Here is a 22,441-nt window from a genome sequence, read left to right on the forward strand (position 1 = left end):
TCTAGGGGTGCGGGGAACTGCGCGACAAGCCCCCACCGGCCCGTCACCCGCCAACGAAAGCGTCACCGCTCCGACGGATACCGCACCCCCACGACGGAGCGCACGGCATCGAGCGTTCGCATCACCGCCAAAGAACCGGCAAGCGGCACAAGCGGCGACTCCGTATCCCCGGCCCGCAACCGGTGCATCACCTCACCCGCCTCATGCCGGAGGCTGTCGCGAGGCCCGTCCCCCGCCTCCGCCGTGAACTCCTGCGGCTCCCGCCCGTCGCGGTGCAGCACGAACCGCTCCGGGTAGAAGAAGCCGTGCGGAATGTCGATACGGCCCTTGGAACCAGTGATCGATGCGGTGACCGGAGTACCCGCGTCGATCGAGCAGTTGAGCAGCGCGTGAGCACCGCTCTCCCACGAGAGCAGCATCCCCGTACGGAGATCAACGCCCTCGTCCGAGAGCACCGCTCTCGCAGTGACCTCCGACGGCTCACCGAGGATCAGGTGAGCGAAAGACACCGGGTACACGCCGAGATCGAGCAGCGCGCCGCCGCCCTGCGCCGGATCACGCAGCCGGTGCGCGGGAGGGAAGGGCCCAGCCAGCCCGAAGTCGGCCTGCACCGTGCGGACTTCACCGACCGCACCGTCGTCGACCAGCGCCTTCAGCTTCCTGATCAGCGGATGGCAGTACATCCACATGGCCTCCATCAGGAAGAGGCCGCGGCTGCGGGCGAGCGTCACCAGCTCCTCCGCCTCGCGCGAGTTCAGCGTGAACGCCTTCTCGCACAGGACCGCCCGGCCCGCCTCCAGGCACAGCCCGGCGGCCGCGCGGTGCGCCGAGTGCGGGGTCGCGACGTACACGACATCCACGTCCTCGTCCTCGGCGAGCGAGGACCAGTCCCCGTACGCCCGCGGGATCCCGAACCGCTCGGCGAACGCCTTCGCCGAGGCGTCGGAGCGGGACGCCACGGCGACGACCTCCGCGTCCGGCATGTCGAGAAGATTCGCCGTGAAGGACGCGGCGATGCCCCCGGTCGCCAGGACGCCCCACCGCACACGCTCACGTTCCACCACTGAAGGCCCCCTGCCAGGTTCCGGCCACTGCCCTTGCCGGCACGTCACGAAATGTGGTCTCAACCAATGCACCTGAGCTGAGAGCATAGGTAATCGAATGAACGACCGGGAGGGGAACCGCATGCCGGATCACGGCCGCCAGCACGTGTCCGCGCGTGAAGCGCAGCGCATACCCGGGGCACCACCCGTCGCGGGCCCCACGCTCACCGCCCGCCGTCGCACCGGCTTCCTGGTCACCCTCGTACTCGGCGGACTCACCGCCGTACCCCCGCTGTCCATGGACATGTACCTCCCGGCACTGCCGGAGGTCACCGACGCGCTGCACACCTCGGCCGCCACCGCCCAGCTCACCCTCACCGCCTGCCTCACCGGCATGGCGCTCGGACAGCTCGCCGTCGGCCCGATGAGCGACAAGTGGGGCCGCAGGCGCCCCCTTCTCATCGGCCTCCTCGTCTACATCGTCGCCACCGCGGTCTGCGCCCTCGCCCCCACGGCCCCGCTCCTCATCGGCTTCCGCTTGATGCAGGGCCTCGCCGGGGCCGCCGGCATCGTGATCGCGCGGGCGGTCGTGCGCGACCTGTACGACGGTGTCGAGATGGCGCGCTTCTTCTCCACCCTCATGCTGATCTCCGGCGTCGCCCCGGTCGTCGCGCCCCTCATCGGCGGCCAGGTCCTGCGGATCACGGACTGGCGCGGCATCTTCGTCGTCCTCACCGCCGTCGGCATCGCGCTGACCGCCCTCGTCTGGAAGTGCCTGCCCGAGACGCTCGCCCCCGAACGGCGGCACAGCGGCGGCACGGCCGAGGCGCTGCGCACCATGCGCGGCCTCCTCACCGACCGCGTCTTCACCGGCTACATGATCGCGGGCGGCTTCGCCTTCGCCGCGCTGTTCGCGTACATCAGCGCATCGCCGTTCGTGGTCCAGGAGATCTACGGCGCCTCGCCCCAGACCTTCAGCCTCCTGTTCGGCATCAACTCCGTCGGCCTGATCGCCGTGGGTCAGATCAACGGCAAGCTCCTCATCGGCCGCGTCAGCCTCGACAAGGCGCTCGCCGTCGGCCTCTGCGTCATCGCGCTCGCCTCCGCCGCGCTCCTGCTCATGGCGACCGGCGTCTTCGGCGACGTGGGACTCGTACCGATCGCGGCGGGACTGTTCGTCCTCATGTCCGCGATGGGCCTCGCCATGCCCAACACCAACGCCCTCGCCCTGATGCGCACCCCGCACGCCGCGGGCTCCGCCTCCGCGCTCCTCGGCACCTCCTCCTTCCTGGTCGGCGCCATCGCCTCACCGCTCGTGGGCATCGCGGGCGAGGGCACCGCCGTCCCGATGGCCGTCGTCCAGCTGGCCTGCGCCCTGGCGGCCGTCGCATGCTTCTTGGGACTGTGCCGCCCCTGGCAGCGCGGGACCGGGCCGACGCGGGAGGCGGAGCACTGAGTACCCCAAGACTGCGACCCGGCACCCCCGAACGCGCCGGGCTCGACCCCGACGGGCTGCGCCGCCTCGTCCAGGACGTGCGCGAACTGCCCCGCGGGGCGCGCCCCTGGTGCGCGGGCGCCGTCGTCCTCGCGGGCCGCGGCCCGGTCGTCGCCGCGCACGAGGCGGCGGGCTGGGCGACGCGGTACCTCGCCTACGACGAGAGGGCCGACCGAGGCGTCGAGCTCCCGCCCGCGTCGCGCGTACCCATGCGCCCCGACACGGCCTTCGACCTCGCCTCCCTCACCAAGCTCTTCACCACCGTCGCCGCCGTGCAGCAGCTGGAGCGCGGCACCCTCGGCATCGACGCGCGGGTGGGCGCCTACGTCCCCGAGTTCACCGCCGCCGCCGAGCACGACGTCACGATCCGCCAGCTCCTCACCCACACCTCGGGCCTGCGCCCCGAACTCCCGCTCTACGACTGCCCGGACGACGCGGCGCGCCTGACGGCCCTGCGCACCGAGGCCCCGTCGTCCCCGCCCGGCGCCTACCTCTACTCCGACCTCAACATGCTGCTGCTCCAGCAGGTCCTGGAGCGCATCGCGCAGCGCCCCCTCGACGTCCTCGTGCGCGACGGCATCACCCGGCCCCTCGGCATGACGGCGACGGGCTTCGGCCCGCACCCCGGCGCCGCCGCCACCGAGGACCAGCGCCGCCCCTGGGCCAGGGCCGACCGGGGCCTCGTGCGCGGCATCGTCCACGACGAGAACGCCTGGGCGCTGGGCGGCGTCGCCGGTCACGCGGGCCTCTTCTCCACGGCGTACGACCTCGCGGTCCTGTGCCGCACTCTGCTCAACGGCGGCTCGTACGGCACCGCCCGCATCCTCGGCCCCGACTACGTCGAGCTGATGCTGACGGCGCCCGGCCTCGGCTTCCAGCTCGACCAGCCCTGGTTCATGGGCGAGCTCGCGGGCCGCGGCGCGGCCGGACACTGCGGCTTCACCGGCACGTCGCTCGTCCTCGACCGCGCCACGGACACGTTCCTGATCCTCCTCGCGAACACGGTCCACCCGCGCCGCAGGCCCCCGCAGAACGGACCGCGCGCCTCGGCGGCGACGCGTCTCGCGCGGGCCGTGGGCGCGTAGGCGGCCCCCGCCGCGACCGTAGAATCACGGGGTGGACGCCCCCCTGACCCCTTACTCGCCCGCCTCCCCGGCCGACACCCTGCGCGCGGCCCTCGCGGGCCTGCTCGACGGGCTGCCGCCCACGCAGGCGGCGCGCGCCGTCGAACGGCTGATCGCGAGCTACCGGGGGAGCACCCCGACGGACGCGCCGATCCTTCGGGACCGCGCCGATGTCGCCGCCTACGCCGCGTACCGGATGCCGGCCACCTTCGAGGCGGTCCGCTCGGCGCTCGGCGCGCTCGCCGACGCGGCGCCCGAGGGCTGGGCGCCCGGGAGCCAGGTCGACGTGGGCGGCGGGACGGGCGCCGCGGTCTGGGCCGTCGCCGACACCTGGGCCGGCGAGCGCCCGGTCACCGTCCTCGACTGGGCCGAGCCCGCGCTCGCCCTCGGACGTGAACTGGCCGGTTCCTGCGACCGGTTGACGTCCGCGCGGTGGCAGCGCTCCCGTATCGGAGCGGCGCTCACCATCGAGAGCACCGATCTCGTGACGGTCTCGTACGTCCTCAAGGAACTGACCGAGGACGACCGCCGCTCCGTGGTCGACGCCGCGGCCGCCGCCGCGAGCCCCGACGGGGCCGTGGTCGTCGTCGAGCCCGGCACCCCCGACGGCTACGAGCGGATCATCGAGGCACGCCGGCGCCTGATCGACGCCGGATTCCACGTCGCCGCGCCCTGCCCCCACAGCGCGGCCTGCCCCATCGAGCCCGGCACCGACTGGTGCCACTTCTCGGCCCGGGTCAGCCGGTCGTCGCTGCACCGCCAGGTCAAGGGCGGATCGCTCGCGTACGAGGACGAGAAGTTCAGCTACGTGGCAGCGACCCGTTTCGCCCCCGAGCGCCCCGCGGCCCGGATCACCCGCCGCCCCCAGATCCGCAAGGGCCAGGTGCTCCTGGACCTGTGCGAGGCGGAGGGCGCGCTGGGCCGTGAAACGGTGACGAAGCGGCACGGGCCGCTGTACCGGGCGGCCCGCGACGCCGACTGGGGCGACGCCTGGCCTCCGGCCCCGTAGGGGTACCGCTCGGTGTTCGGGGTGGGCCGCGGGTGGTCGTGGGCTGCTCGCGCAGTTCCCGGCGCCCCTGACGTGCCCACGGTCCCCAGGGGCGCGGGGACCTGCTCGATCAGCCACAGATACCCCGCACCCGGCAGACAGGATCAGGCCCCGAGCTCCTGGCCGGGAAGCTCCGACGTGCAGCACTTGACGCTGCCGCCCCCCGCACGCCGTCACGACCCTTCGCGCGCGTCACGACCCCTCGCGGGCGACGCGTTCCTCCCGCAGTCTGCGCAGCAACTCCCGCTTCTGTGCTTGCGGGTCGAGCCCGCCGCCGACCCGGCCGTCGCGGCCGCCGCCGCGCAGGGTCTTGCGGGAGAGGTTGCTGCGGGTGCCGCCGACGCCCAGCATGTTCCCGGATCCACCTCGGCTCATCGTGGTCTCCCTTCGATCTTCGAACGGCGCTGTCCCGGGAGGGAGTCGAACCCCCCGGAACGAGACGGTGCGTCTCGCCGACGATGTCCACTGTCGATGAGACGGATCGTCTTGTCAAGGGAGTTGAGACGGTACGTCTCGCCTCGCTCGCTGATACATTCGAGCCATGGCCCAGAAGACCGCTCCCGACTCCAACCGCCGCAGCGAGCGCTCACGCCGCGCGATCTACGACGCCGCCCTCGCCCTCGTCGCCGAGATCGGCTATCCCAAGACGACCATCGAGGGCATCGCCGCCCGCGCGGGCGTCGGCAAGCAGACGATCTACCGCTGGTGGTCCTCCAAGGCGGAGGTCCTCATGGAGGCCTTCATCGACCTCGGCGTCCAGGCGGCGGAGGCGGCCGGAGCGGGCGACTGGGCGGAGGCGGACGGCATCCCGGACACCGGCGACATCGAGACCGACCTCAAGGTGGTCCTGCGCGCCACCGTCGACGAGCTGCTCGACCCCCGCTACGACGCCCCGGCCCGCGCCCTCGCCGCCGAGGGCGTCGCCAACCCGGCCTTCGGTGAGGAGTTCGTCGGCCGGCTCCTGCTGCCCTCGCTGGAGCTGTACGTACGCCGCCTGCGCGCCGCCCAGGACGCCGGCCAGATCCGCGCCGACGTGGACCCGTACATCGCCCGTGACCTGTTCTCCGCCCCACTCGCCCAGCGCTGGCTCCAGGGCACGGGCCCCCTGGACCACGCCTACGCCGACGCCCTCGTCGAGTACGCCCTCTACGGGCTCAGCCCCCGCTGACCCGCGCCCGCACGGCCGACGGGGTGCGGGCCAGCAGGCCCGGCGCGTCCGAGATCACGCCGTTGCAGCCGAGCCGCAGCACGCGGTCCCGCTGGCGCGGCGAGTCCACCGTGTGCGCCCACACCCGCGGGATCCCGGACCGCACGGCCCGTACGAGATCGGCGTCGCGCGCCTTGTAGTCCACGTCGAGCAGGTCGACGAACCGGGCCCAGCGCGCCGGGCGGTCCGTGCGCATCTGGACCTCCGAGCGCCACAGTTGTGACGTGAGGCCCAAGTCGTGGGCGCGCAGGGCGACGGCCGGGTCGTTGGAGTTCACGAACACCGACCGGGTGAGGCCCCGGCGCCGGATCATCGCGGCGATCCCGTCCAGGCTCCGCGGGTCCTTCGCCTCCAGCATCAGCACGGTGCGGCCGCCGAGACGGTCGAGAACCTCGGCGACCGTCGGCAGCGGCTCCGCGCGCCAGTGGCCCGGCAGTGAGGCCCTCGGACGCATCCGCACGCGCGCCCACTGCCGGGCGTCGATCCTGTTCACCGGGCCCGACGTGTACGTCGTGCGGTCCAGGGTCGGGTCGTGCATGACCACGATCGTGCCGTCGCGAAGCATTCGGGTGTCGAAGTCGAGTACCTGCGCGGTGCCGCGCTCAAAGGCGGCCGTCAGGCCCGACATGCTGTTCTCCGGGACTTCCAGGGCGCCGCCGCGGTGTGCCGTGTAGACGACGCGGGGGAGGCTGTCGACGGTCAGGGGGCCGGCGCCCCACTCGACGGGGGAGAGGGTCAGCGGGGCGAGAACCAGGAGCCCGCCGAGGCCCGTCAGCGCAGTCCGTGTGACCATGCCGACCACGGTAGGCAGGCAAATCCGCGTAAAGCCGGTAATGACACCCGATTATCTTCCGCGCCTCGTATCGCTCGGGATCGCCGCGGGTACCCCGGATGTGGACTGTGGCCACCCGCGGCGCAGGATGGTGCGACCATGGGACATGCTTCTCGGTACTACGGCGAGGTGAGGGGATTGATGGGCGCGGAGTTCGGCCGCCGGTCCGGCGGACAGGGCAGGATCTCCCAGTGGCTGCGCGCCAGGCGCCCCAAGGAGGCCGAGGGCGACGACGGCCGCGAGGCCCTTCTCCTGGCCGCCGCGGACGCGGGACTGCCGCTCGCACCCGCCGCGTACCCGACCGACTACCGGTGTTCGTGCAGCCGCATCGGCTGTCCCACGCCCGGCAGGCATCCCGTCTCGTTCGCCTGGCAGACGCAGTCCACGACGGACCGCGGCCAGATCGAGCGCTGGGCCCGGCATCAGCCGCAGGCCAACTTCATCACCGCGACCGGCATGGTCCACGACGTCCTCGACGTCCCGCTCGAGGCCGGCCGCGAGGCCCTCGCACGCCTCCTCGCGGCCGGCATCGACGTGGGCCCCGTCGCCGAGTCCGGCGGCGACCGCATGCTCTTCTTCACCGCCACCCGCGGCACCCCCGAGGACGAGGACGAGTGGTGGCCCTGCGAGCTGGACTGCCACCCCGAGACGATGGACGAGCACCCCGGCCTGCGCTGGCACTGCCGCGGCTCGTACGTGCCCGTGCCGCCCGCCCGGCTCCCCGGTGACCTGACCGTCGACTGGCTGCGCGGCCTCGAACACCCGCTGCCGGACCCGCTCACCCTGCTCGAAGCCCTCACCGACGCCTGCGCACGCTACGTGGGCGAGGAAAGGGACTTCACGACAGCCTGGCCCTCACGCGGCTGACGCGCGAGGGCCATGCGGCTCACGGAGAGCGTCAGCTGCCCTTGGCGCCCGTAAGCCCCTCGAGCCGCGTCAGTATCTCGACGTCGCCGCCCTTGGCCGGGTCGACGGCGACCTGGTTCGAGATGCGCTCCAGCGTCAGCGACTGCTTGACGTCGCCCGTCATGAGCGCCTTCACGTTCTCGTTGTCGACCGTGATGCTCAGGCCCTTGGACGCCGTCTGCTTCTCGTAGTGGTGCGTCGCGAAGAACACCAGCGCCCCGCCGTCCGCGGTCCGCAGACCCAACGGCGTGTAGTCGCCCGACGTCATCGGCTCGTCGACGTACTGCCGGGCGAGACCCGGGCGGCTCGCGTTCTTCTCCCGCGTGGTCCGCCACTGCGACGTGTGCCGGCCCGGCGCGAAACCGTCCCCGCCGTCCTTCAGATACGTCGCGTACTTGCGGCTCATGTCCTGCGGCGCCACCGCGAGCCCCGCGGCGTCCGCCGTCACGGGCTGCGCCCAGCCGTCCTTGTCCTTCTTGAACTCGGGGACGTCACCGGGCGACATGAGCGTCAGATACGACACCTGCCACGGCCGGTTCACATCGTCGCGGGTGAAGACCAGCATCCACCGGAAGTCGCCGCCCCGGTTGGCCGTGGTGTTCGCGACGAACCAGCGGGGCCAGCCCGCCTTCTTGGGGATGGTGAACTCGGCGTCCGACAGCGCCAGATCCGAGTGGTTCGGGTTGCCGTCGGGGTGATTGACGTGCCCGGCCTTCAGCTTGGCCGCGTCGATCGCGCCGAGCGCGCCCGTCACATGGTCCTCGTCGAGGGACCCGTCGTACGCCTTGTCGGCCTTGTTGTACGCGGCGGTGAAATCCTTCAGGGCGCGGGCGGCCTCGGCCTTGGTGGCCGCCGGGAGGACCTCCCGCTCCCCGTGCACCGTCACACACCCGCTCGCCGTGACCGCCACGGCAGTCGCGAGGGCCACCGCCGTCACCGGCTTCCTGAGACCACGAGGCCTGCGGAGGAGCTTGCTCATCGGTTCTCTTCACCTTCCCCTTCCCGGGCCCGAACCCTATCGGGGAGGGGAGCGGCGCGAGCGTCCGGATCAGGCTTTGGCGGACTCGGCAGGCGTCTGCGCCTCGGGCTCCGGCTTCCTGGACAGGAAACCGGACGGCGCGAAGAACACCGTGAGCGTCACGGCCAAGTACAGCAGCCAGACGACGACTTGGAGGACCGTGGGATCGGGCTGGAAGTTGAACACGCCCTTGAGGAGCGTGCCGTACCAGCTGTCCGGCGGAATCGTCCCGCTGATGTCGAACGCCTTGCTGGACAGACCGCCCAGGAACTGCGCCTCCTGAAGATCGTGCACGCCGTACGCGAGGACGCCCGCCGCCACGATCACCAGCATGCCGCCGGTCCACGTGAAGAACTTCGCCAGGTTGATCCGCAGGGCGCCCCGGTAGAACAGCCAGCCGAGGACGACGGCGGTCAGCAGGCCCAGCAGGACGCCGATGAGCGGCCCGTGCGTGCCGTCGTTGGACGCGCGTACCGAAGCCCACACGAACAGGGCGGTCTCAAGCCCCTCACGGCCGACCGCGAGGAACGCCGTCGCCACCAGCGCAGCCGTACCCATCTGCAGCGCGGCGTCCAGCTTGCCGTGCAGCTCGGCCTTCAGATGCCGCGCGGTGCGCCGCATCCAGAAGACCATCCACGTCACCAGGCCCACGGCGACGATCGACAACGAGCCGCCGAGCGCCTCCTGCGCCTCGAACGTCAGCTCCTGCGAGCCGAAGGTCAGCGCGAAGCCGAAGCCGAGCGCCACGGCGACGGCGATGGCGATGCCGATCCAGATGGGACGCAACGCGTCACGCCGGTCCGTCTTGACCAGATACGCGATGAGAATGCAGACGACGAGACTCGCTTCGAGCCCTTCGCGCAGACCGATCAGATAGTTGCCGAACATCGTGTCCTCATGCCTCCTTGGAGAACAGCGCCCGGCCCCACCAGTCGCCCGAGTCCCGGACGCCCGGCGGGACGGCGAAGACGGCCGAACCCACGTGCTGGATGTACTCGTTGAGCGCGTCACTGCGCGACAGGTTCCGCTGCACGCGGACGAACCCCTTGCGCACGTCCTTCTGGTAGGCCAGGAAGAACAGGCCGGCCTCCAGACGGCCGAGACCGTCCGTGCCGTCGGTGAAGGAGTAGCCGCGGCGCAGGATGGTCGCCCCCGCGTTGGAGTCGGGGTGCGCGAGCCGCACGTGCGCGTCCGGCTTCATCGCCTTCAGGAACGGCTCGTCGCGCTCCTTGGCCTTGCCGACCGGGGCGCCCTCGCCCTTGTCGCGGCCGAAGACGTCCTCCTGCTCCTGGAGAGACGTACGGTCCCAGGTCTCGATGTTCATGCGGATGCGCCGGGCGACGAGGTACGAACCCCCGGTCATCCAGGCGGAGTTGGCGTCCGTGTCCTTGGCGCCGACCCACACGTGCTGGTCCAGGCGGGCGGTCTCGGTGCCGGCGATGTTGCGGGTGCCGTCCTTGAAGCCCATCAGGTTGCGCGGGGTCTGCGCGTCCGGGGTCGTCGAGGAGGTCTTGCCGAAGCCGAGCTGGGACCAGCGGATGGCGACCTTGCCGAAGCCGATCCTGGCGAGATTGCGGATGGCGTGCACGGCGATCTGCGGATCGTCGGCGCAGGCCTGAATGCACAGGTCGCCGTTGCTGCGGGCCTTGTCGAGATTGTCGCCGGGGAACTTCGGCAGGTCGACGAGGGCCTCGGGCCGCCGGTCCGTAAGCCCGAACTTCTCGAACAGGGACGGGCCGAAGCCGATCGTGAGGGTGAGCCGGGACGGCTTGAGGCCGAGCGCCTCGCCGGTGTCGTCCGGCGGCGCCTCGGGCAGCCCGCCGTACGCGCCCTCGCCGACCGCGTGCCCCTCGGTCATCCTGGACGCGGCCTTCGTCCAGTCCTTCAGGAGCTGCACGAACTCGTCGCGGTCGTCGGTCTTCACGTCGAACGACGCGAAGTGCAGACGGTCCTGGACGGCGGTGGCGATTCCGGCCTGGTGCGCGCCGTGGAACGACACGGCGCCGCCCGAGTCGGCGACCGGCTGCGGATCGTCACCGGTCCGCGTCACGGCGACGGCGCCCCCCGCGGCGGCGGCACCGAGCGCGAGCCCGGCACCGCCCACCGCGAGCAGCGAACGACGCGACGGCGTAGGAGAGTTGTCCGATCCGACCGAGACATCGGCGGTGGTGTCCGTCATCCCTGACCCCTTACCTGCGTACCCGGAGGGCTACTTGACGACGACGGCGGCGGCGAGCTTGGACAGCGGCTCCGCGAGCGCGTTCACCGCGTCCGAGAGCTCCTTGCGGTCCGCCTTGCCGACCTTGTCGTAGGAGGTGAACTCGTAGGAGGTCTTGTCCTTGCGGTACTTGTCGAGCAGCGTGTCCAGGGCGGCGAACTGCTTGTCGAGCTCCTTCGTCAGCGCGGCGTCGTTCTCCGCGGCGACGGGCTTGAGCAGGTCGTACGCCTTCTCGGCACCCTCGACGTTGGCCTTGAAGTCGACCAGGTCGGTGTGCGAGTAGCGCTCCTCCTCGCCCGTGACCTTGCCGGTGGCGACCTCGTCGAGGAGCTCCTTGGCGCCGTTGGCCATGGAGGTCGGCGTGATGTCCGCCTTGCCGACGCGGGTCTGCCAGTCCTTGAGGTCCTTGTCGAGCTGCGTCGCCAGCTCCTTCTCCCGGGAGCCGATCTTCTTGTCCTGCCACAGCGCCTTCTCCAGGCGGTGCCAGCCGGTCCAGTCCGTCTTCGGGTCCTGCCCCTCCTCCAGGCCGTCCGCGCGGACGTCGACCTTCGGGTCGATGTCACCGAAGGACTCGGCGACGGGCTCGGTGCGCTCCCAGCCGATACGGGACGGGGCGTACGCGGCCTGCGCGGCCTTCAGGTCACCCTTGCGCACGGCGTCCGTGAACGTTGTGACCTTGGGCAGCGTCTCGTCGGCCTGCTCCTGCGCGTAGGTCCGGTAGGCGGCCACGGCCTTGTCCAGACGGGCGTCACGCTTGACGGCCTTGCCGCCGGTGACGGTCACCTTCTGCCGGATGCCGTCGCCCTTCATGCCGGGCTTGCAGGCGATCTCGTACGTGCCGGCCTTCACCTCGGCGGTGAGCTTCTGCTTGGTTCCGGGGCCGATGTTCTCGCGCTCGCTGACGATCCGGTCGTCCGGGAACAGGACGTAGACCTCGGTGACCTTGGAGCCCTTGTTCTCTATGGAGAGCTCGACATGGCCGGCGGGGAACTCGGTCTTGGAGACGTCGCACTTGTCGTCCGTGGCGGTGACCTCGACGACGCGGTCGCCACCGGACTTGGCGTCGCTCTTCTGGGTGCAGCCCGTGACGGCGGCCAGGGTCGCCGCAGTGGCGGCGGCGGTGACAACAGTGAGTCGGACGGCTCGCATGCGGGCTCCAAGACGTGAGGAACAGTGAGTGAGGCGGACCTAACTTAACCGAGGCTTACCTCAGTGCTACCCAGGGGTCCAGTGATTCAGCTCTCACGAAATGACGCCGATCGCGCCCCGGATACAAGCGACCCATGGGCGACCCGTGAAACGGCAAACGAAAGGCAAAAACCCGCTACCCCCCACCGAATGATTGACTGTCCCGGTGACGGACTACGACGTGCTCCGAGTCTTCTGCGGCCCTCATGGCGACCACGGCAACGAGCTGGGAGTCGTACGAGAGGGAAGCGACGTCCCCGACGAGCACGAGCGACAGGCCCTGGCGGCGAAGCTGGGCTTCAGCGAGACGGTGTTCGTGGACGACCCCGAGCGCGGCGTCATCGACATCTACACACCGACCCTGCGCCTCCCCTTCGCCGGACATCCCTGCGTCGGCACCGCCTGGCTCCTGGACGTACCCGAACTGGTCACGCCCGCAGGCGTGGTGGGCACGCGGCTGGACGGCGAGTTCACCTGGATCGAGGCGCGACCGGAGTGGGCGCCGCCCCGGACGCTGCGCGAGTACGCCTCGGCGTCAGAGGTGGAGGAACTCCAAGTCCCCCCGCCGGGCGAGTGGGTCTACGCCTGGGCGTGGGAGGACACGGCGGCAGGAAAGGTGAGGGCCCGAGCGTTCCCGGGAAGGGGTGACGGCATCGACGAGGACGAGGCGACGGGGGCGGCGGCACTACTGCTCACGGCGCAACTGCACAGAGCCCTGAACATCACGCAGGGCAAAGGCTCCCAGATCCTCACGGCCCCCCAGCCGGAAGGCCTGATCGAGGTAGGCGGCAGAGTCCGCCTCACCTGATCAAGCGGCGCTGCTGAATTCCTCGCCAAGGGCCTTGAAGACGGCGGTGTTGAGCGCGAACGCCCGCTTGCACTCGGCCACGATGCGCTGCTTCTCCAGCTCATCAACGCGAACACCGTCCAGCAGAGCGCGATAACTACGCTTGAAGGCGGCAGGGTTCGGGACCTGCTCAAACACATAGAACCGCACGCCATCACCCTTGCGGGCGAAGCCCCAGTTCTTCTCGGCCTTGTCGCGGATGATCTGTCCACCGGACAGATCCCCCAGGTACCGGGTGTAGTGATGGGCGACGTAGCCCCCCGGCCACTCCCGAGCGCACTCGGCAACGCGCGAGGCGTATGCCTGAGTGGCCGGCAGCGCGGAAACGCCGTCGCGCCAGCCGTCCCCCCGCAGATGGGCCAGATCCCGCTCGATGGCAGAGACCCGGAACAGCTCGGCCTGTATGAAAGGCCCGGCGACGGCGGACCCCTCCAGTCGCCCCGCGGCCCCCTCCAACGCCCGGTAGACGAACCACAGTTGCTCGGTGTACCGGGCGTAGGCGTCGACGCCGAGGGCTCCGCCGAGAAGGTCGCTCATGAACGTGGTGCTCTCGGCCTCTGTGTGCTGCTCGTGAGAGGCGGTGCGGATCAGGGTGGAGAACGGCGTATCCATGAGGCCTCCAGATCGCTAAACTTAGGCTTGCCTAACTTACCAGGTTCCCGACGTCCTGTCGGTAAAAACGCTACCCCGATCAGCCGCCAGGGCAACGCAAAAGGCCCGCCCCACCAACGGAACGGGCCTACGGACGAATCCACGACGTCAGGGCAGAGTAAGAATCTCCGCACCGGTTTCGGTCACGACAAGGGTGTGCTCGAACTGAGCGGTCCGCTTGCGGTCCTTGGTCACAACGGTCCACCCGTCGTCCCACATGTCGTACTCATGGGTGCCGAGCGTGAGCATGGGCTCGATGGTGAAGGTCATCCCGGGCTGGATGACGGTGGTGGCGTGCGGGCTGTCGTAGTGCGGAATGATCAGGCCGGAGTGGAACGACGAGTTGATCCCGTGCCCGGTGAAGTCCCGCACGACGCCATAACCGAAGCGCTTGGCGTACGACTCGATGACGCGGCCGATGATGTTGATCTGACGCCCGGGCCGGACGGCCTTGATGGCGCGGTTGAGGGACTCACGGGTCCGCTCGACAAGAAGCCGGGACTCCTCGTCGACATCGCCGACCAGGTAGGTGGCGTTGTTGTCGCCGTGAACACCGCCGATGTAGGCGGTCACGTCGAGGTTGATGATGTCGCCGTCCTTCAGGACGGTGGAATCGGGGATCCCGTGGCAGATGACCTCGTTGACGGAGGTGCACAGCGACTTCGGGAAGTTGCGGTAGCCGAGGGTCGACGGGTACGCGCCGTGGTCGACCATGTACTCGTGCGCGATGCGGTCGAGTTCGTCCGTGGTCACACCGGGAGCGATGGCCTTGGCGGCCTCCTCCATGGCTCGCGCGGCGATCCGGCCGGCGAGGCGCATGGCCTCGACCGTCTCCGGGGTCTGGAGCTCAGGCCCCTTGTACGGCGTCGGCGCGGGCTTGCCCACGTACTCGGGACGCCGGATGTTTCCGGGTACGGAACGAGTGGGAGAGAGCTCCCCTGGTACGAGCAGCGACTGGCCAGACATGCCAGCGAGTGTATCGAGCGGCTGTGGGGGACCATGGTCATGGCGAGAGGAGCCGAAGATGGCCCTGTTCAAGAGGCGGACTGTCGGGAAGCCCGGCGAGTGGTACTACTGCCTGGAGCACCAGAAGGTCGAGGAGGGGCCCGACTGCCCCAACAAGGACCGTTTCGGCCCGTACGCGTCGCGCACCGAGGCGGAACACGCGATGGAGACGGCGCGTGAACGAAACCTCGAATGGGAGACGGACCCCAAGTGGCACGACGCCACGGCCAAGGACGAGGACGACAAGACCTGACGCCCCCCGCCGCGTAGGAGACGGGGAGAAGTAGTCCCACCGGGCGGTCGCCGCGTACGAGACAGGCCGAAGACAGGTAGTCCCACCGGGCATTCGGCCGCGTACGAGACTTGGCCGGAGACAGCGAAGTCCCACCGGCCGTGAGACGCCGACGAAACGGGAGGGGACGTGGGGGCATGTGCGCGCGCAGCCACCAGCACCACGCACAGGCAATCAGCCGGCTGACGTGCACCCGTAGAACAGCGAGCACGTACATGCCCCCGCGGCCCCGCACCCAAAAACGCACCTGACGAGCCCACACCGAGCCCGCACCGTGCCCGCACCCGAAACCCCACCGAGCCCGCACCGGCCGAAGACAGCCGACACCCGCCGGCGCACCAGCACCCACCACCCAGCATCAACCGCAAACCCCCACCCCTACCACCCCGCAGGCGGCGGCGAGGTCAGATGGTCCGCAAGACGGGACAGCCGATCACGGAAGCGCCGACGAGGCCCCCGGGCCGGGCCGCCGACGGGATTCTCGCCCGCGGCCGCGCTGACCAGGTGCTGCGCCGTATCGAGGTCGAGATCGGGCCCGGGCGTGAGCGCCTCGTGGGCCATGGCATGCAGATCACGGTCGCCCGAGTCGATGGCCAGAACCGTGGCCCCCGCCCGCCGAGCGTCATGCACCCGCTCCAGCAACTCCTCACCCGGCGCCCCAGGCGCCACAACGAGCAGAGTCTCGCCCCGCCGGGCCGCCTCGATGCGCCCGAGCCCCACCGCAAGATGGGCCGGACCCCCGACCCCCGCCCGGTGCCGCACGAGCGTGGGCGACAGCTCGGGCATCCCGGACCAGGCCGCCTCGTCCACAAGATGCGCCGCGAGATGCCACGGCTCGTACTCGGGCGTGCCGACGAGAAGCAGCCCGCCCCCGTGCGGCACGACGGAGGCCCGCAGCGCACCCGCGAAGCGGCGCGCGGCGCCCAGCCACTCGGTTCCGGCGAGTACTTCCCGCAGCAGTGCGACCCGTACGGCGTCCATGCCTGCGCATACTGCCTCAACAGTGAACTCGTCAGGCCGAGTTCACCGGGAATTCCCTCGGGGTGGGGAGGGATGGGGGGTGCTGACTGAGACGTCTGTTCCCTTCCGCGCGGGGCGCGAGGGATACGCGAGCTTCCGGATCCCCGCAGCTGTCACGACACGCTCCGGCGTGCTGCTCGCGTTCTGCGAGGGACGAGTGGGATCGAGGGTGGACTACGGGAACATCGACGTGGTCCTGAAGAGATCCACGGACGGCGGCCGGACCTGGGACCCGCTCCAGGTGGTGGCGGCGAACGGCAACGACCTGGCGGGAAACCCGGCGCCGGTGGTCCTGGACACGGGACGGGTCCTGATCGTCCACGTGAGGAACGCGGCAGGGGCAACAGAAACGGCGATCAGACGGGGCGAGGTCGCGCCCGAGGACGGACGCCGAGTCTGGGTGCAGCACAGCGACGACGAGGGCCTGACCTGGTCGTCGCCCAGGGAGATCACAGCACAGGCAAAGAACGGGAATTGGCGCTGGTACGCCACAGGCCCGGGCCACGCGATCCAAACACACAGCGGACGAGTGGTGGTACCGGCCAACCACTCCCTCCCGCCCGCCGGAGGCGACACCGGCACGGAGGGAAAGTACGACGGAGGCCACTGCCTGCTGAGCGACGACAGGGGCAGGACCTGGCGGCTCGGTTACGTGGACGACCACCCGGACGGCTATGTGAATGTGAACGAGACGACCGCGGTCGAACTGCCGGACGGGCGGCTGTACTTCAACGCCCGCAACGACTCGCCCGCGCCGGGCACGAGGGCGGACGCGACGTCGGAGGACGGCGGCGAGAGCCTGGTCAAGGCATTCCGCCCGCAGGCGGGCCTGGTGGGCCCGGTGGTGGAGGGGAGTCTGCTGAGGCTGGGGGAGGTGCTGCTGTTCGCGGGCCCGGCGGACCCCGGGTTCAGGGCGCTGATGAGCGTGCGGGCGAGCGAGGACGAGGGTGTGACATGGCGGGTGGTCCACACGGTGGACGGCCTGCCGGCGGCCTACTCCGACCTGGTGCAGGCCGACCCCGAGACGGTCGGGTTGCTGTACGAGACGGGAGACTTCAGCGCGTACGAGACGATCACGTTCAGGCGGATCCCGGTCGCCGCGCTGCTGGGCCGTACGCCTGAGTAAGGTCACCGTATGACCTCTACGGACAGTGTGCAGAAGGCCCCCGCGAAGGACCCCTGGGACCTCCCCGACGTATCGGGGCTGGTGGTAGGCGTGCTGGGAGGCACGGGCGACCAGGGCCGCGGGCTCGCCTACCGGCTGGCGAGGGCCGGCCAGAAGGTGATCATCGGATCCCGCGCGGCGGAGCGCGCGCAGGCGGCAGCGGATGAGCTGGGCCTGGGCGTCGAGGGCGCGGACAACGCGGAGTGTGCGCGCCGCTGCGACATCGTGATCGTGGCGGTGCCGTGGGAGGGCCACGGCAAGACGCTGGAATCGCTGCGCGAGGACCTCGCGGGCAAGCTCGTGGTCGACTGCGTCAACCCGCTGGGCTTCGACAAGAAGGGCGCGTACGCGCTGAAGCCGGAGGAGGGCAGCGCGGCGGAGCAGGCCGCGGCGCTGCTGCCGGATTCGAGGGTGACGGCGGCGTTCCACCACCTGTCGGCCGTGCTCCTCCAGGACGAGGCGATCGTCGAGATCGACACGGACGTGATGGTGCTGGGCGAGGAGCGGGCGGACACGGAGATCGTCCAGGCGCTGGCGGGCCGCATTCCGGGCATGCGGGGAGTCTTCGCGGGCCGGCTGCGCAACGCGCACCAGGTGGAGTCGCTGGTCGCGAACCTGATCTCGGTGAACCGCCGCTACAAGGCACACGCGGGCCTGCGGGTCACCGACGTCTGACCGGCGCGCGTCACCGCGGTGCGGCCGCGGAAGGGCATGGGGGACACTGGTCGGCGTACAACTCTCCGTCCGACAGGAGCCGACCCCCATGCCCCGCCTCGCTCTGTACGCCCTAGTCGTCTGCGTCCTCTCGACGGCCGCAGCCGTGGTCGCCTTCGTGCAGGGCAGCCTGCTCGGCATCGTCTGGGTCCTGCTCGCGGGCCTCACCTCGAACATGGCCTGGTACTACGCACGCCGGGCCAAGGCCGAGAAGCAGGCGAACGCGGCGGTCGCGCCTACTGCGTGACGATGGGGATCTCAGGGGTGCCCTGCCAGAAGCGGTAGAACTCCTGACCCCAGTAGGTGTCCCACTCGGTGACACCGAGGGAGCGCAGAATCGCGTCGATGGCGTCGAAGAACACGTGGTTCACCTCCGGGATCCACAGGATGCCGAACACGGCGAGCAGCCCGAACGGAGCGAACGGCTCCACCTGCCGCCGGAAGCTCTGGGACAGCCACGGCTCGATGACGCCGTAGCCGTCCAGGCCCGGGACCGGCAGGAAGTTCAGGATCGCCGCGGTCACCTGGAGCAGGGCCAGGAACCCGAGTGCGTAGCGGAACGTGTCCGGCACCCCGTTCAGCGCGTCCAGCCAGAACGGCGCCGTGCACACGACGGCGAACAGGACGTTGGTCAGCGGGCCCGCCGCCGAGATGAGGCTGTGCCGCCAGCGGCCCCGGATCCGGCCCCGCTCGATGAAGACGGCGCCGCCGGGCAGACCGATCCCGCCCATGATCACGAAGATGACGGGCAGCACGATGCTGAGCAGGGCGTGCGTGTACTTGAGCGGGTTCAGGGTCAGATAGCCCTTCGCGCCGATGGAGATGTCGCCGCTGTGCAGGGCCGTGCGCGCGTGGGCGTACTCGTGCAGACAGAGCGAGACGATCCAGGCGCCCGTCACGAACAGGAAGACGGCGATGCCGGGCTGCGCGGCGAAGTCCGTCCACACCGCCCAGCCGGCGACGGCGGTGACGGCGGCGATACCGAGGAAGACGGGGCTGATCCTGCGATCGCTGCGACGGGTGGCGACGGTGGTCATGGAGGAGGGCTCCCGGGGTGCGTGCGGCCTGGTGCGGTGCTGGGGCGACGGGCTGACCGTATCGGTGGTGCGGTGTGGGGGGAACGTCCCGGGGCAGGCCGCGGGTTCCGCGACACCGGCGAGAACGCGCCCGTTGCCCCCGCCCTGACGGATGTCTGCCCGCCGCCGAAAGATCTGCTCCACACCCCGGATCGCCCTCCCACCGAAACCCGGGCGCGGGCCGGCGGCCGGTTTGGGGACAATGGGCCGGTGCGCTACCGCATTCTCGGCTCCACGCAGGCACTCCGCGACGACGGCACGGCCGTCCCCGTAGGCGGGGCGCGCCTGCGTGCCCTGCTGACCGTGCTCGCGCTGCGCCCCGGCCGTACCGTCCCTCCGCAGGTGCTCACCGACGAGGTCTGGGGCGCCGATCCGCCCGCGGACGCGTCCGGCGCGCTCCAGGCGCTCGTGGGCCGGCTGCGCAGGGCGATCGGCGCCGACGCGGTGCACTCGCTCGACGGCGGCTACCGGCTGTCCGCCACCTCCGAGGACATCGACCTGTTCCGCTTCGAGCGGCTCGTGAGGGACGGCGTACAGGCGCTGGCCGATGGCGACCCCGGCAAGTCGGTGGCCGTCCTCGACGACGCGCTCTCCCTGTGGCGCGGCCCCGCGCTGGCCGATCTGCCGGACCGCTCGGCGGACGCCGCCCGCTGGGAGGCGCTCCACCTCGAATCCCGGCGCACACGGCTCTCCGCTTCGCTCGCGCTGGGCAGGGCCGAGTCCGTACTGCCCGAACTGACCGCGCTGTGCGACGCGCATCCGCTCGACGAGCCGCTCCAGGCGCTGCGGCTGCGCGCCCTGCGCGACGCGGGCCGCACCGCCGAGGCGCTGGCGGCCTACGAGCGGGTACGGGTCGAGCTCGCGGAGCGGCTGGGAACGGACCCGGGCCCGGAACTGCGCGCACTGCACGCCGACCTGCTGACGCCGCGCGCCTCCGCGCCCACCGCCTCCGCCGAAAGACCCACCACCCCGGTCAGGGCACCCGCGCACACAGGCAACCTCCGCGCCCGGCTCACCTCCTTCGTGGGGCGCGCCGGCGACATCGGGGCGATTCGTGAGGACCTCGGGCGGGTGCGGCTCGTGACGCTGCTGGGGCCTGGCGGCGCCGGAAAGACCCGGCTGTCCCAGGAGACCGCCGAGAGCATGGATCTGCCGGACGGTGTATGGCTGGCCGAGCTCGCGCCCATCGAGGACCCGGACGCCGTCCCGGAGGCCGTCGTCACGGCGCTCGGGGCCCGCGAGACCGTGCTGCGCGGCGCCGGCGCCGAGGAGCTGCGGGTCGCGTCCGACCGGCACGGCGAGGACCCGCTCGTACGCCTCACCGAGCACTGCGCGCACCGCCGCATGCTGCTGATCCTCGACAACTGCGAGCACGTGATCGAGGCCGCCGCCCGCCTCGCCGAGCAGCTGCTCAGCCAGTGCCCCGGCGTGACGGTTCTCGCCACGAGCCGCGAACCCCTGGGCGTACCGGGCGAGTTGCTGCACCCGGTGGAGCCGCTGCCGGAGCCTTTCGCCCTGCGTCTGTTCGGCGAGCGGGGCGCCGCCGTGCGGCCCGGGTTCCGGGTCGAGGACGACGAGCGGGCCGCGGCCGAGATCTGCCGGCGCCTCGACGGGCTGCCCCTCGCCATCGAGCTCGCCGCCGCCCGGCTGCGCATGCTCACGCCTCGCCAGATCGCCGACCGCCTCGACGACCGCTTCCGCCTGCTCACCTCGGGCGCCCGCACCGTCCTGCCCCGCCAGCAGACGCTGCGGGCCGTCGTCGACTGGTCCTGGGACCTCCTCGACGAGGAGGAGCGGACCGTCCTGCGCCGGCTGTCGGTCTTCAGCGGCGGCTGCGACCTCGCCGCCGCCGAGGCGGTGTGCGGCCCAGGCGCCCTCGACGCGATCGGCTCGCTCGTGGACAAGTCCCTTGTCGTGGCGGCCCCTTGGGGCGGCGGCGAGGCTGACCACGAAGACCACGGAGACCACGGAGATTGCGGGGACTACGGGGACGGCGCCGACGGCGAGGGCCGCGACCAGGCCGGCGCCATGCGCTACCGCCTCCTGGAGACCGTCGCCGAGTACGCGGGTGACCGGCTCGACGAGGCCGGTGACCGGGCGGACGCCGAGCGCGCGCACCTCACGTACTACCGCGAACTGGCCCGCACCACCGACCCGCAGCTGCGCGGTCACGGTCAGCGCGCCGCCGTCGCCCGCCTGGAACGCGAATACGAGAACCTGCGCACCGCCCTGCGGCACGCCGTCGCCGCGCGGGACGAGCAGGAGACGCTCTCCCTGGTGCTCTCGCTGGCCTGGTTCTGGCAGATGCGCGACCTGCGTGTCGACGCCCGCAACTGGTCGCGCGAGGCCACCGCGCTCGGCCCCGACCCGTTCGCCCCGCCCGCCGCCCCGGCGCCCCCGCTCTACGAGCGCTGCACCGACGCCCCGCCGCCGTTCGGCCCCGAACTCCTCGTGGAGGCGCGGCGCGGGGTGCACCTGCTCCGTCTCGCCTACATGGACATGGAGATGGAGACCTGGCAGACCGAGGAGGGCGGCGCGAAGCTGCGCGCGATCGCGCAGGCGTACCGCCCGGGCCTCCCGCAGACCTGCCGCCCGCCGGGCAACCTCTGGTTCTACGCGGTGATGATGAGCGGCGACATGGAGGCGCTGTGGGACCTCGCCGACGTCACGGTGCGGACCTGCCGCGAACTCGGCTACACCTGGGAGCTCGCCCTCACCCTCCAGCTGCGGGCCAACATCCTCGCCAACCGCAGCGACTGGGCGGGCGACGCGGTCCGGGACGCGGACGAGTCCCTCGAACTGTTCACCCGGCTCGGCGACCGGTGGGGCGTCGCCGAGGCGCTGTCCGCGCGCGGCGAGGCCCATGAGCGCAGCGGCGCGTACGCCGCGGCGGCCGAGGACTACGCCGCCGCCATCGAGGGCGCCGAACGCCTCGGCGCGCAGGCGCAGGTGGCCATCCTGAACGCGCGGCTCGGGCAGGCCCTCATCGAGGTCGGTGACGGCGAGCGCGGCGAGGAACTGCTGCGCGGCATCCTCGACCCCGGCAAGCGCCACGCGAACGAGGCCTGGCCCGCCGCCCGCATGTTCCTGGCCGGACGGTACGGAGCCACCGGCCGTGTGGCCGAGGCGCGTGAGCAACTGCGGCTCCTCCAGGACGAGTTCAAGGCGATGAGCTTCGTCGTCTTCCGGGGCTTCGTCGTCGGGATGAAGGCCTGGCTCGACTCGGAGGACGGCCTCGCGGAGGAAGCCCTCGCCGGCGTCGTCGAGGCCCTGGAGCTGGCGACCGATCCGCTGGCCCTGGTGATCGCCCCGCACATGCCCGCCATGCATCTGGTGACCGGCGCCTGCGCCCTGAGCCTGAGCGGGGACCCGGCCGCCGCCCGCGACGCCGCCCGCCTCGTGGGCGCCGCCGACGGACAGCTTCCGTCCCGGCACGTGCGGTCCTACCTGGAGCGCGACGCCCACACGTCCGCCGAGGCCGCGATCCGTGAGGTCATCGGCGACCGTGCGTACGAGGCCGCGTACGCCGAAGGCGGCGACCTGTCTCTCGACGAGGCCGCCGCCCTACTGGGACGCGAACGCGGTTGAACTA

At 71.3% G+C, this 22,441-nt stretch carries 22 protein-coding genes; 11 read left to right on the top strand and 11 right to left on the bottom strand.

Annotation, left to right across the window (positions count from 1 at the left end; translation table 11 throughout):
• Positions 1-62: 62 nt before the first annotated feature.
• Positions 63-1,061, bottom strand: a complete 999-nt coding sequence (locus CG723_RS05235) for a Gfo/Idh/MocA family protein (RefSeq protein ID WP_234374156.1) — start codon at positions 1,059-1,061, stop codon at positions 63-65.
• A gap of 124 nt (positions 1,062-1,185) precedes the next feature.
• On the opposite strand from CG723_RS05235, the gene CG723_RS05240 reads away from it, so the two are divergent.
• Genes CG723_RS05240 through CG723_RS05250 form a run of 3 tightly spaced genes read left to right on the top strand, consistent with a single transcriptional unit; the run spans position 1,186 to position 4,671 of the window.
• Entirely contained in the window at positions 1,186-2,499 is a 1,314-nt protein-coding gene (locus tag CG723_RS05240; RefSeq protein WP_234374157.1) for a multidrug effflux MFS transporter, read from the top strand.
• Positions 2,433-3,623: a serine hydrolase domain-containing protein gene (locus tag CG723_RS05245; RefSeq protein WP_199841662.1), complete on the top strand. Its 1,191-nt coding sequence runs from the start codon at positions 2,433-2,435 to the stop codon at positions 3,621-3,623. Before CG723_RS05240 ends, CG723_RS05245 begins: the two co-directional genes overlap by 67 nt.
• A gap of 31 nt (positions 3,624-3,654) precedes the next feature.
• Entirely contained in the window at positions 3,655-4,671 is a 1,017-nt protein-coding gene (locus CG723_RS05250; protein WP_100592043.1) for a small ribosomal subunit Rsm22 family protein, read from the top strand.
• Between the two features lie 231 nt (positions 4,672-4,902).
• Here CG723_RS05250 and CG723_RS05255 read toward each other — a convergent pair whose 3' ends face one another.
• The gene (locus tag CG723_RS05255; protein ID WP_100592044.1) at positions 4,903-5,085 is read right to left on the bottom strand and encodes a DUF6243 family protein; all 183 of its coding nucleotides are present in this window, start codon (positions 5,083-5,085) and stop codon (positions 4,903-4,905) included.
• Between the two features lie 166 nt (positions 5,086-5,251).
• Here CG723_RS05255 and CG723_RS05260 point away from each other — a divergent pair, with 166 nt between their 5' ends.
• Entirely contained in the window at positions 5,252-5,878 is a 627-nt protein-coding gene (locus CG723_RS05260; protein ID WP_100592045.1) for a TetR/AcrR family transcriptional regulator, read from the top strand.
• Here CG723_RS05260 and CG723_RS05265 read toward each other — a convergent pair.
• Entirely contained in the window at positions 5,865-6,710 is an 846-nt protein-coding gene (locus CG723_RS05265; RefSeq protein WP_100592574.1) for a glycerophosphodiester phosphodiesterase, read from the bottom strand. The genes CG723_RS05260 and CG723_RS05265 overlap by 14 nt on opposite strands.
• A 180-nt stretch (positions 6,711-6,890) precedes the next feature.
• Between CG723_RS05265 and CG723_RS05270 the strand changes: the two genes are divergently transcribed.
• Positions 6,891-7,616, top strand: a complete 726-nt coding sequence (locus tag CG723_RS05270) for a bifunctional DNA primase/polymerase (protein WP_100592046.1) — start codon at positions 6,891-6,893, stop codon at positions 7,614-7,616.
• Positions 7,617-7,647: 31 nt separating this feature from the next.
• Here the strand turns inward: CG723_RS05270 and CG723_RS05275 are convergent, their stop codons facing one another.
• From CG723_RS05275 to efeO, 4 genes are all read right to left on the bottom strand, one after another.
• Entirely contained in the window at positions 7,648-8,634 is a 987-nt protein-coding gene (locus CG723_RS05275) for a hypothetical protein (RefSeq protein ID WP_199841663.1), read from the bottom strand.
• 69 nt (positions 8,635-8,703) lie between these two features.
• On the bottom strand, positions 8,704-9,561 hold the full coding sequence (gene efeU / locus CG723_RS05280; protein WP_100592048.1) for an iron uptake transporter permease EfeU: 858 nt from the start codon (positions 9,559-9,561) through the stop codon (positions 8,704-8,706).
• Positions 9,562-9,568: 7 nt separating this feature from the next.
• On the bottom strand, positions 9,569-10,852 hold the full coding sequence (efeB, locus tag CG723_RS05285; protein ID WP_100592049.1) for an iron uptake transporter deferrochelatase/peroxidase subunit: 1,284 nt from the start codon (positions 10,850-10,852) through the stop codon (positions 9,569-9,571).
• Positions 10,853-10,882: 30 nt separating this feature from the next.
• Positions 10,883-12,040, bottom strand: a complete 1,158-nt coding sequence (gene efeO, locus CG723_RS05290; protein ID WP_100592050.1) for an iron uptake system protein EfeO — start codon at positions 12,038-12,040, stop codon at positions 10,883-10,885.
• 205 nt (positions 12,041-12,245) lie between these two features.
• On the opposite strand from efeO, the gene CG723_RS05295 reads away from it, so the two are divergent.
• A complete protein-coding gene (locus tag CG723_RS05295; protein WP_100592051.1) occupies positions 12,246-12,887 on the top strand; it encodes a PhzF family phenazine biosynthesis protein in 642 nt (213 codons plus the stop codon).
• On the opposite strand, the gene CG723_RS05300 is transcribed toward CG723_RS05295, so the two are convergent.
• Entirely contained in the window at positions 12,888-13,538 is a 651-nt protein-coding gene (locus tag CG723_RS05300; RefSeq protein WP_100592052.1) for a biliverdin-producing heme oxygenase, read from the bottom strand. It abuts the gene before it with no gap.
• 147 nt (positions 13,539-13,685) lie between these two features.
• Positions 13,686-14,543: a type I methionyl aminopeptidase gene (map, locus tag CG723_RS05305; RefSeq protein WP_100592053.1), complete on the bottom strand. Its 858-nt coding sequence runs from the start codon at positions 14,541-14,543 to the stop codon at positions 13,686-13,688.
• A gap of 58 nt (positions 14,544-14,601) precedes the next feature.
• Here map and CG723_RS05310 point away from each other — a divergent pair, with 58 nt between their 5' ends.
• The gene (locus CG723_RS05310; protein WP_100592054.1) at positions 14,602-14,835 is read left to right on the top strand and encodes a hypothetical protein; all 234 of its coding nucleotides are present in this window, start codon (positions 14,602-14,604) and stop codon (positions 14,833-14,835) included.
• Positions 14,836-15,252: 417 nt separating this feature from the next.
• Here CG723_RS05310 and CG723_RS05315 read toward each other — a convergent pair whose 3' ends face one another.
• The gene (locus CG723_RS05315) at positions 15,253-15,855 is read right to left on the bottom strand and encodes a hypothetical protein (RefSeq protein ID WP_100592055.1); all 603 of its coding nucleotides are present in this window, start codon (positions 15,853-15,855) and stop codon (positions 15,253-15,255) included.
• An 82-nt stretch (positions 15,856-15,937) separates the two neighbouring features.
• Between CG723_RS05315 and CG723_RS05320 the strand changes: the two genes are divergently transcribed.
• From CG723_RS05320 to CG723_RS05330, 3 genes are all read left to right on the top strand, one after another.
• Complete coding sequence (locus CG723_RS05320; RefSeq protein WP_199841689.1) at positions 15,938-17,020, top strand: sialidase family protein; 1,083 nt, start codon at positions 15,938-15,940, stop codon at positions 17,018-17,020.
• 9 nt (positions 17,021-17,029) lie between these two features.
• A complete protein-coding gene (gene npdG, locus CG723_RS05325) occupies positions 17,030-17,734 on the top strand; it encodes an NADPH-dependent F420 reductase (RefSeq protein WP_100592057.1) in 705 nt (234 codons plus the stop codon).
• Positions 17,735-17,822: 88 nt separating this feature from the next.
• Complete coding sequence (locus tag CG723_RS05330) at positions 17,823-18,020, top strand: hypothetical protein (RefSeq protein ID WP_100592058.1); 198 nt, start codon at positions 17,823-17,825, stop codon at positions 18,018-18,020.
• Here the strand turns inward: CG723_RS05330 and CG723_RS05335 are convergent.
• Positions 18,010-18,810: a site-2 protease family protein gene (locus tag CG723_RS05335; RefSeq protein WP_100592059.1), complete on the bottom strand. Its 801-nt coding sequence runs from the start codon at positions 18,808-18,810 to the stop codon at positions 18,010-18,012. The genes CG723_RS05330 and CG723_RS05335 overlap by 11 nt on opposite strands.
• Positions 18,811-19,059: 249 nt before the next feature.
• Here CG723_RS05335 and CG723_RS05340 point away from each other — a divergent pair, with 249 nt between their 5' ends.
• Complete coding sequence (locus tag CG723_RS05340) at positions 19,060-22,437, top strand: BTAD domain-containing putative transcriptional regulator (RefSeq protein WP_100592060.1); 3,378 nt, start codon at positions 19,060-19,062, stop codon at positions 22,435-22,437.
• Positions 22,438-22,441 lie beyond the last annotated feature (4 nt).

Source organism: Streptomyces sp. CB01635 (genome assembly GCF_002803065.1).
In the GTDB taxonomy this organism is placed as follows: Bacteria; Actinomycetota; Actinomycetes; order Streptomycetales; family Streptomycetaceae; genus Streptomyces.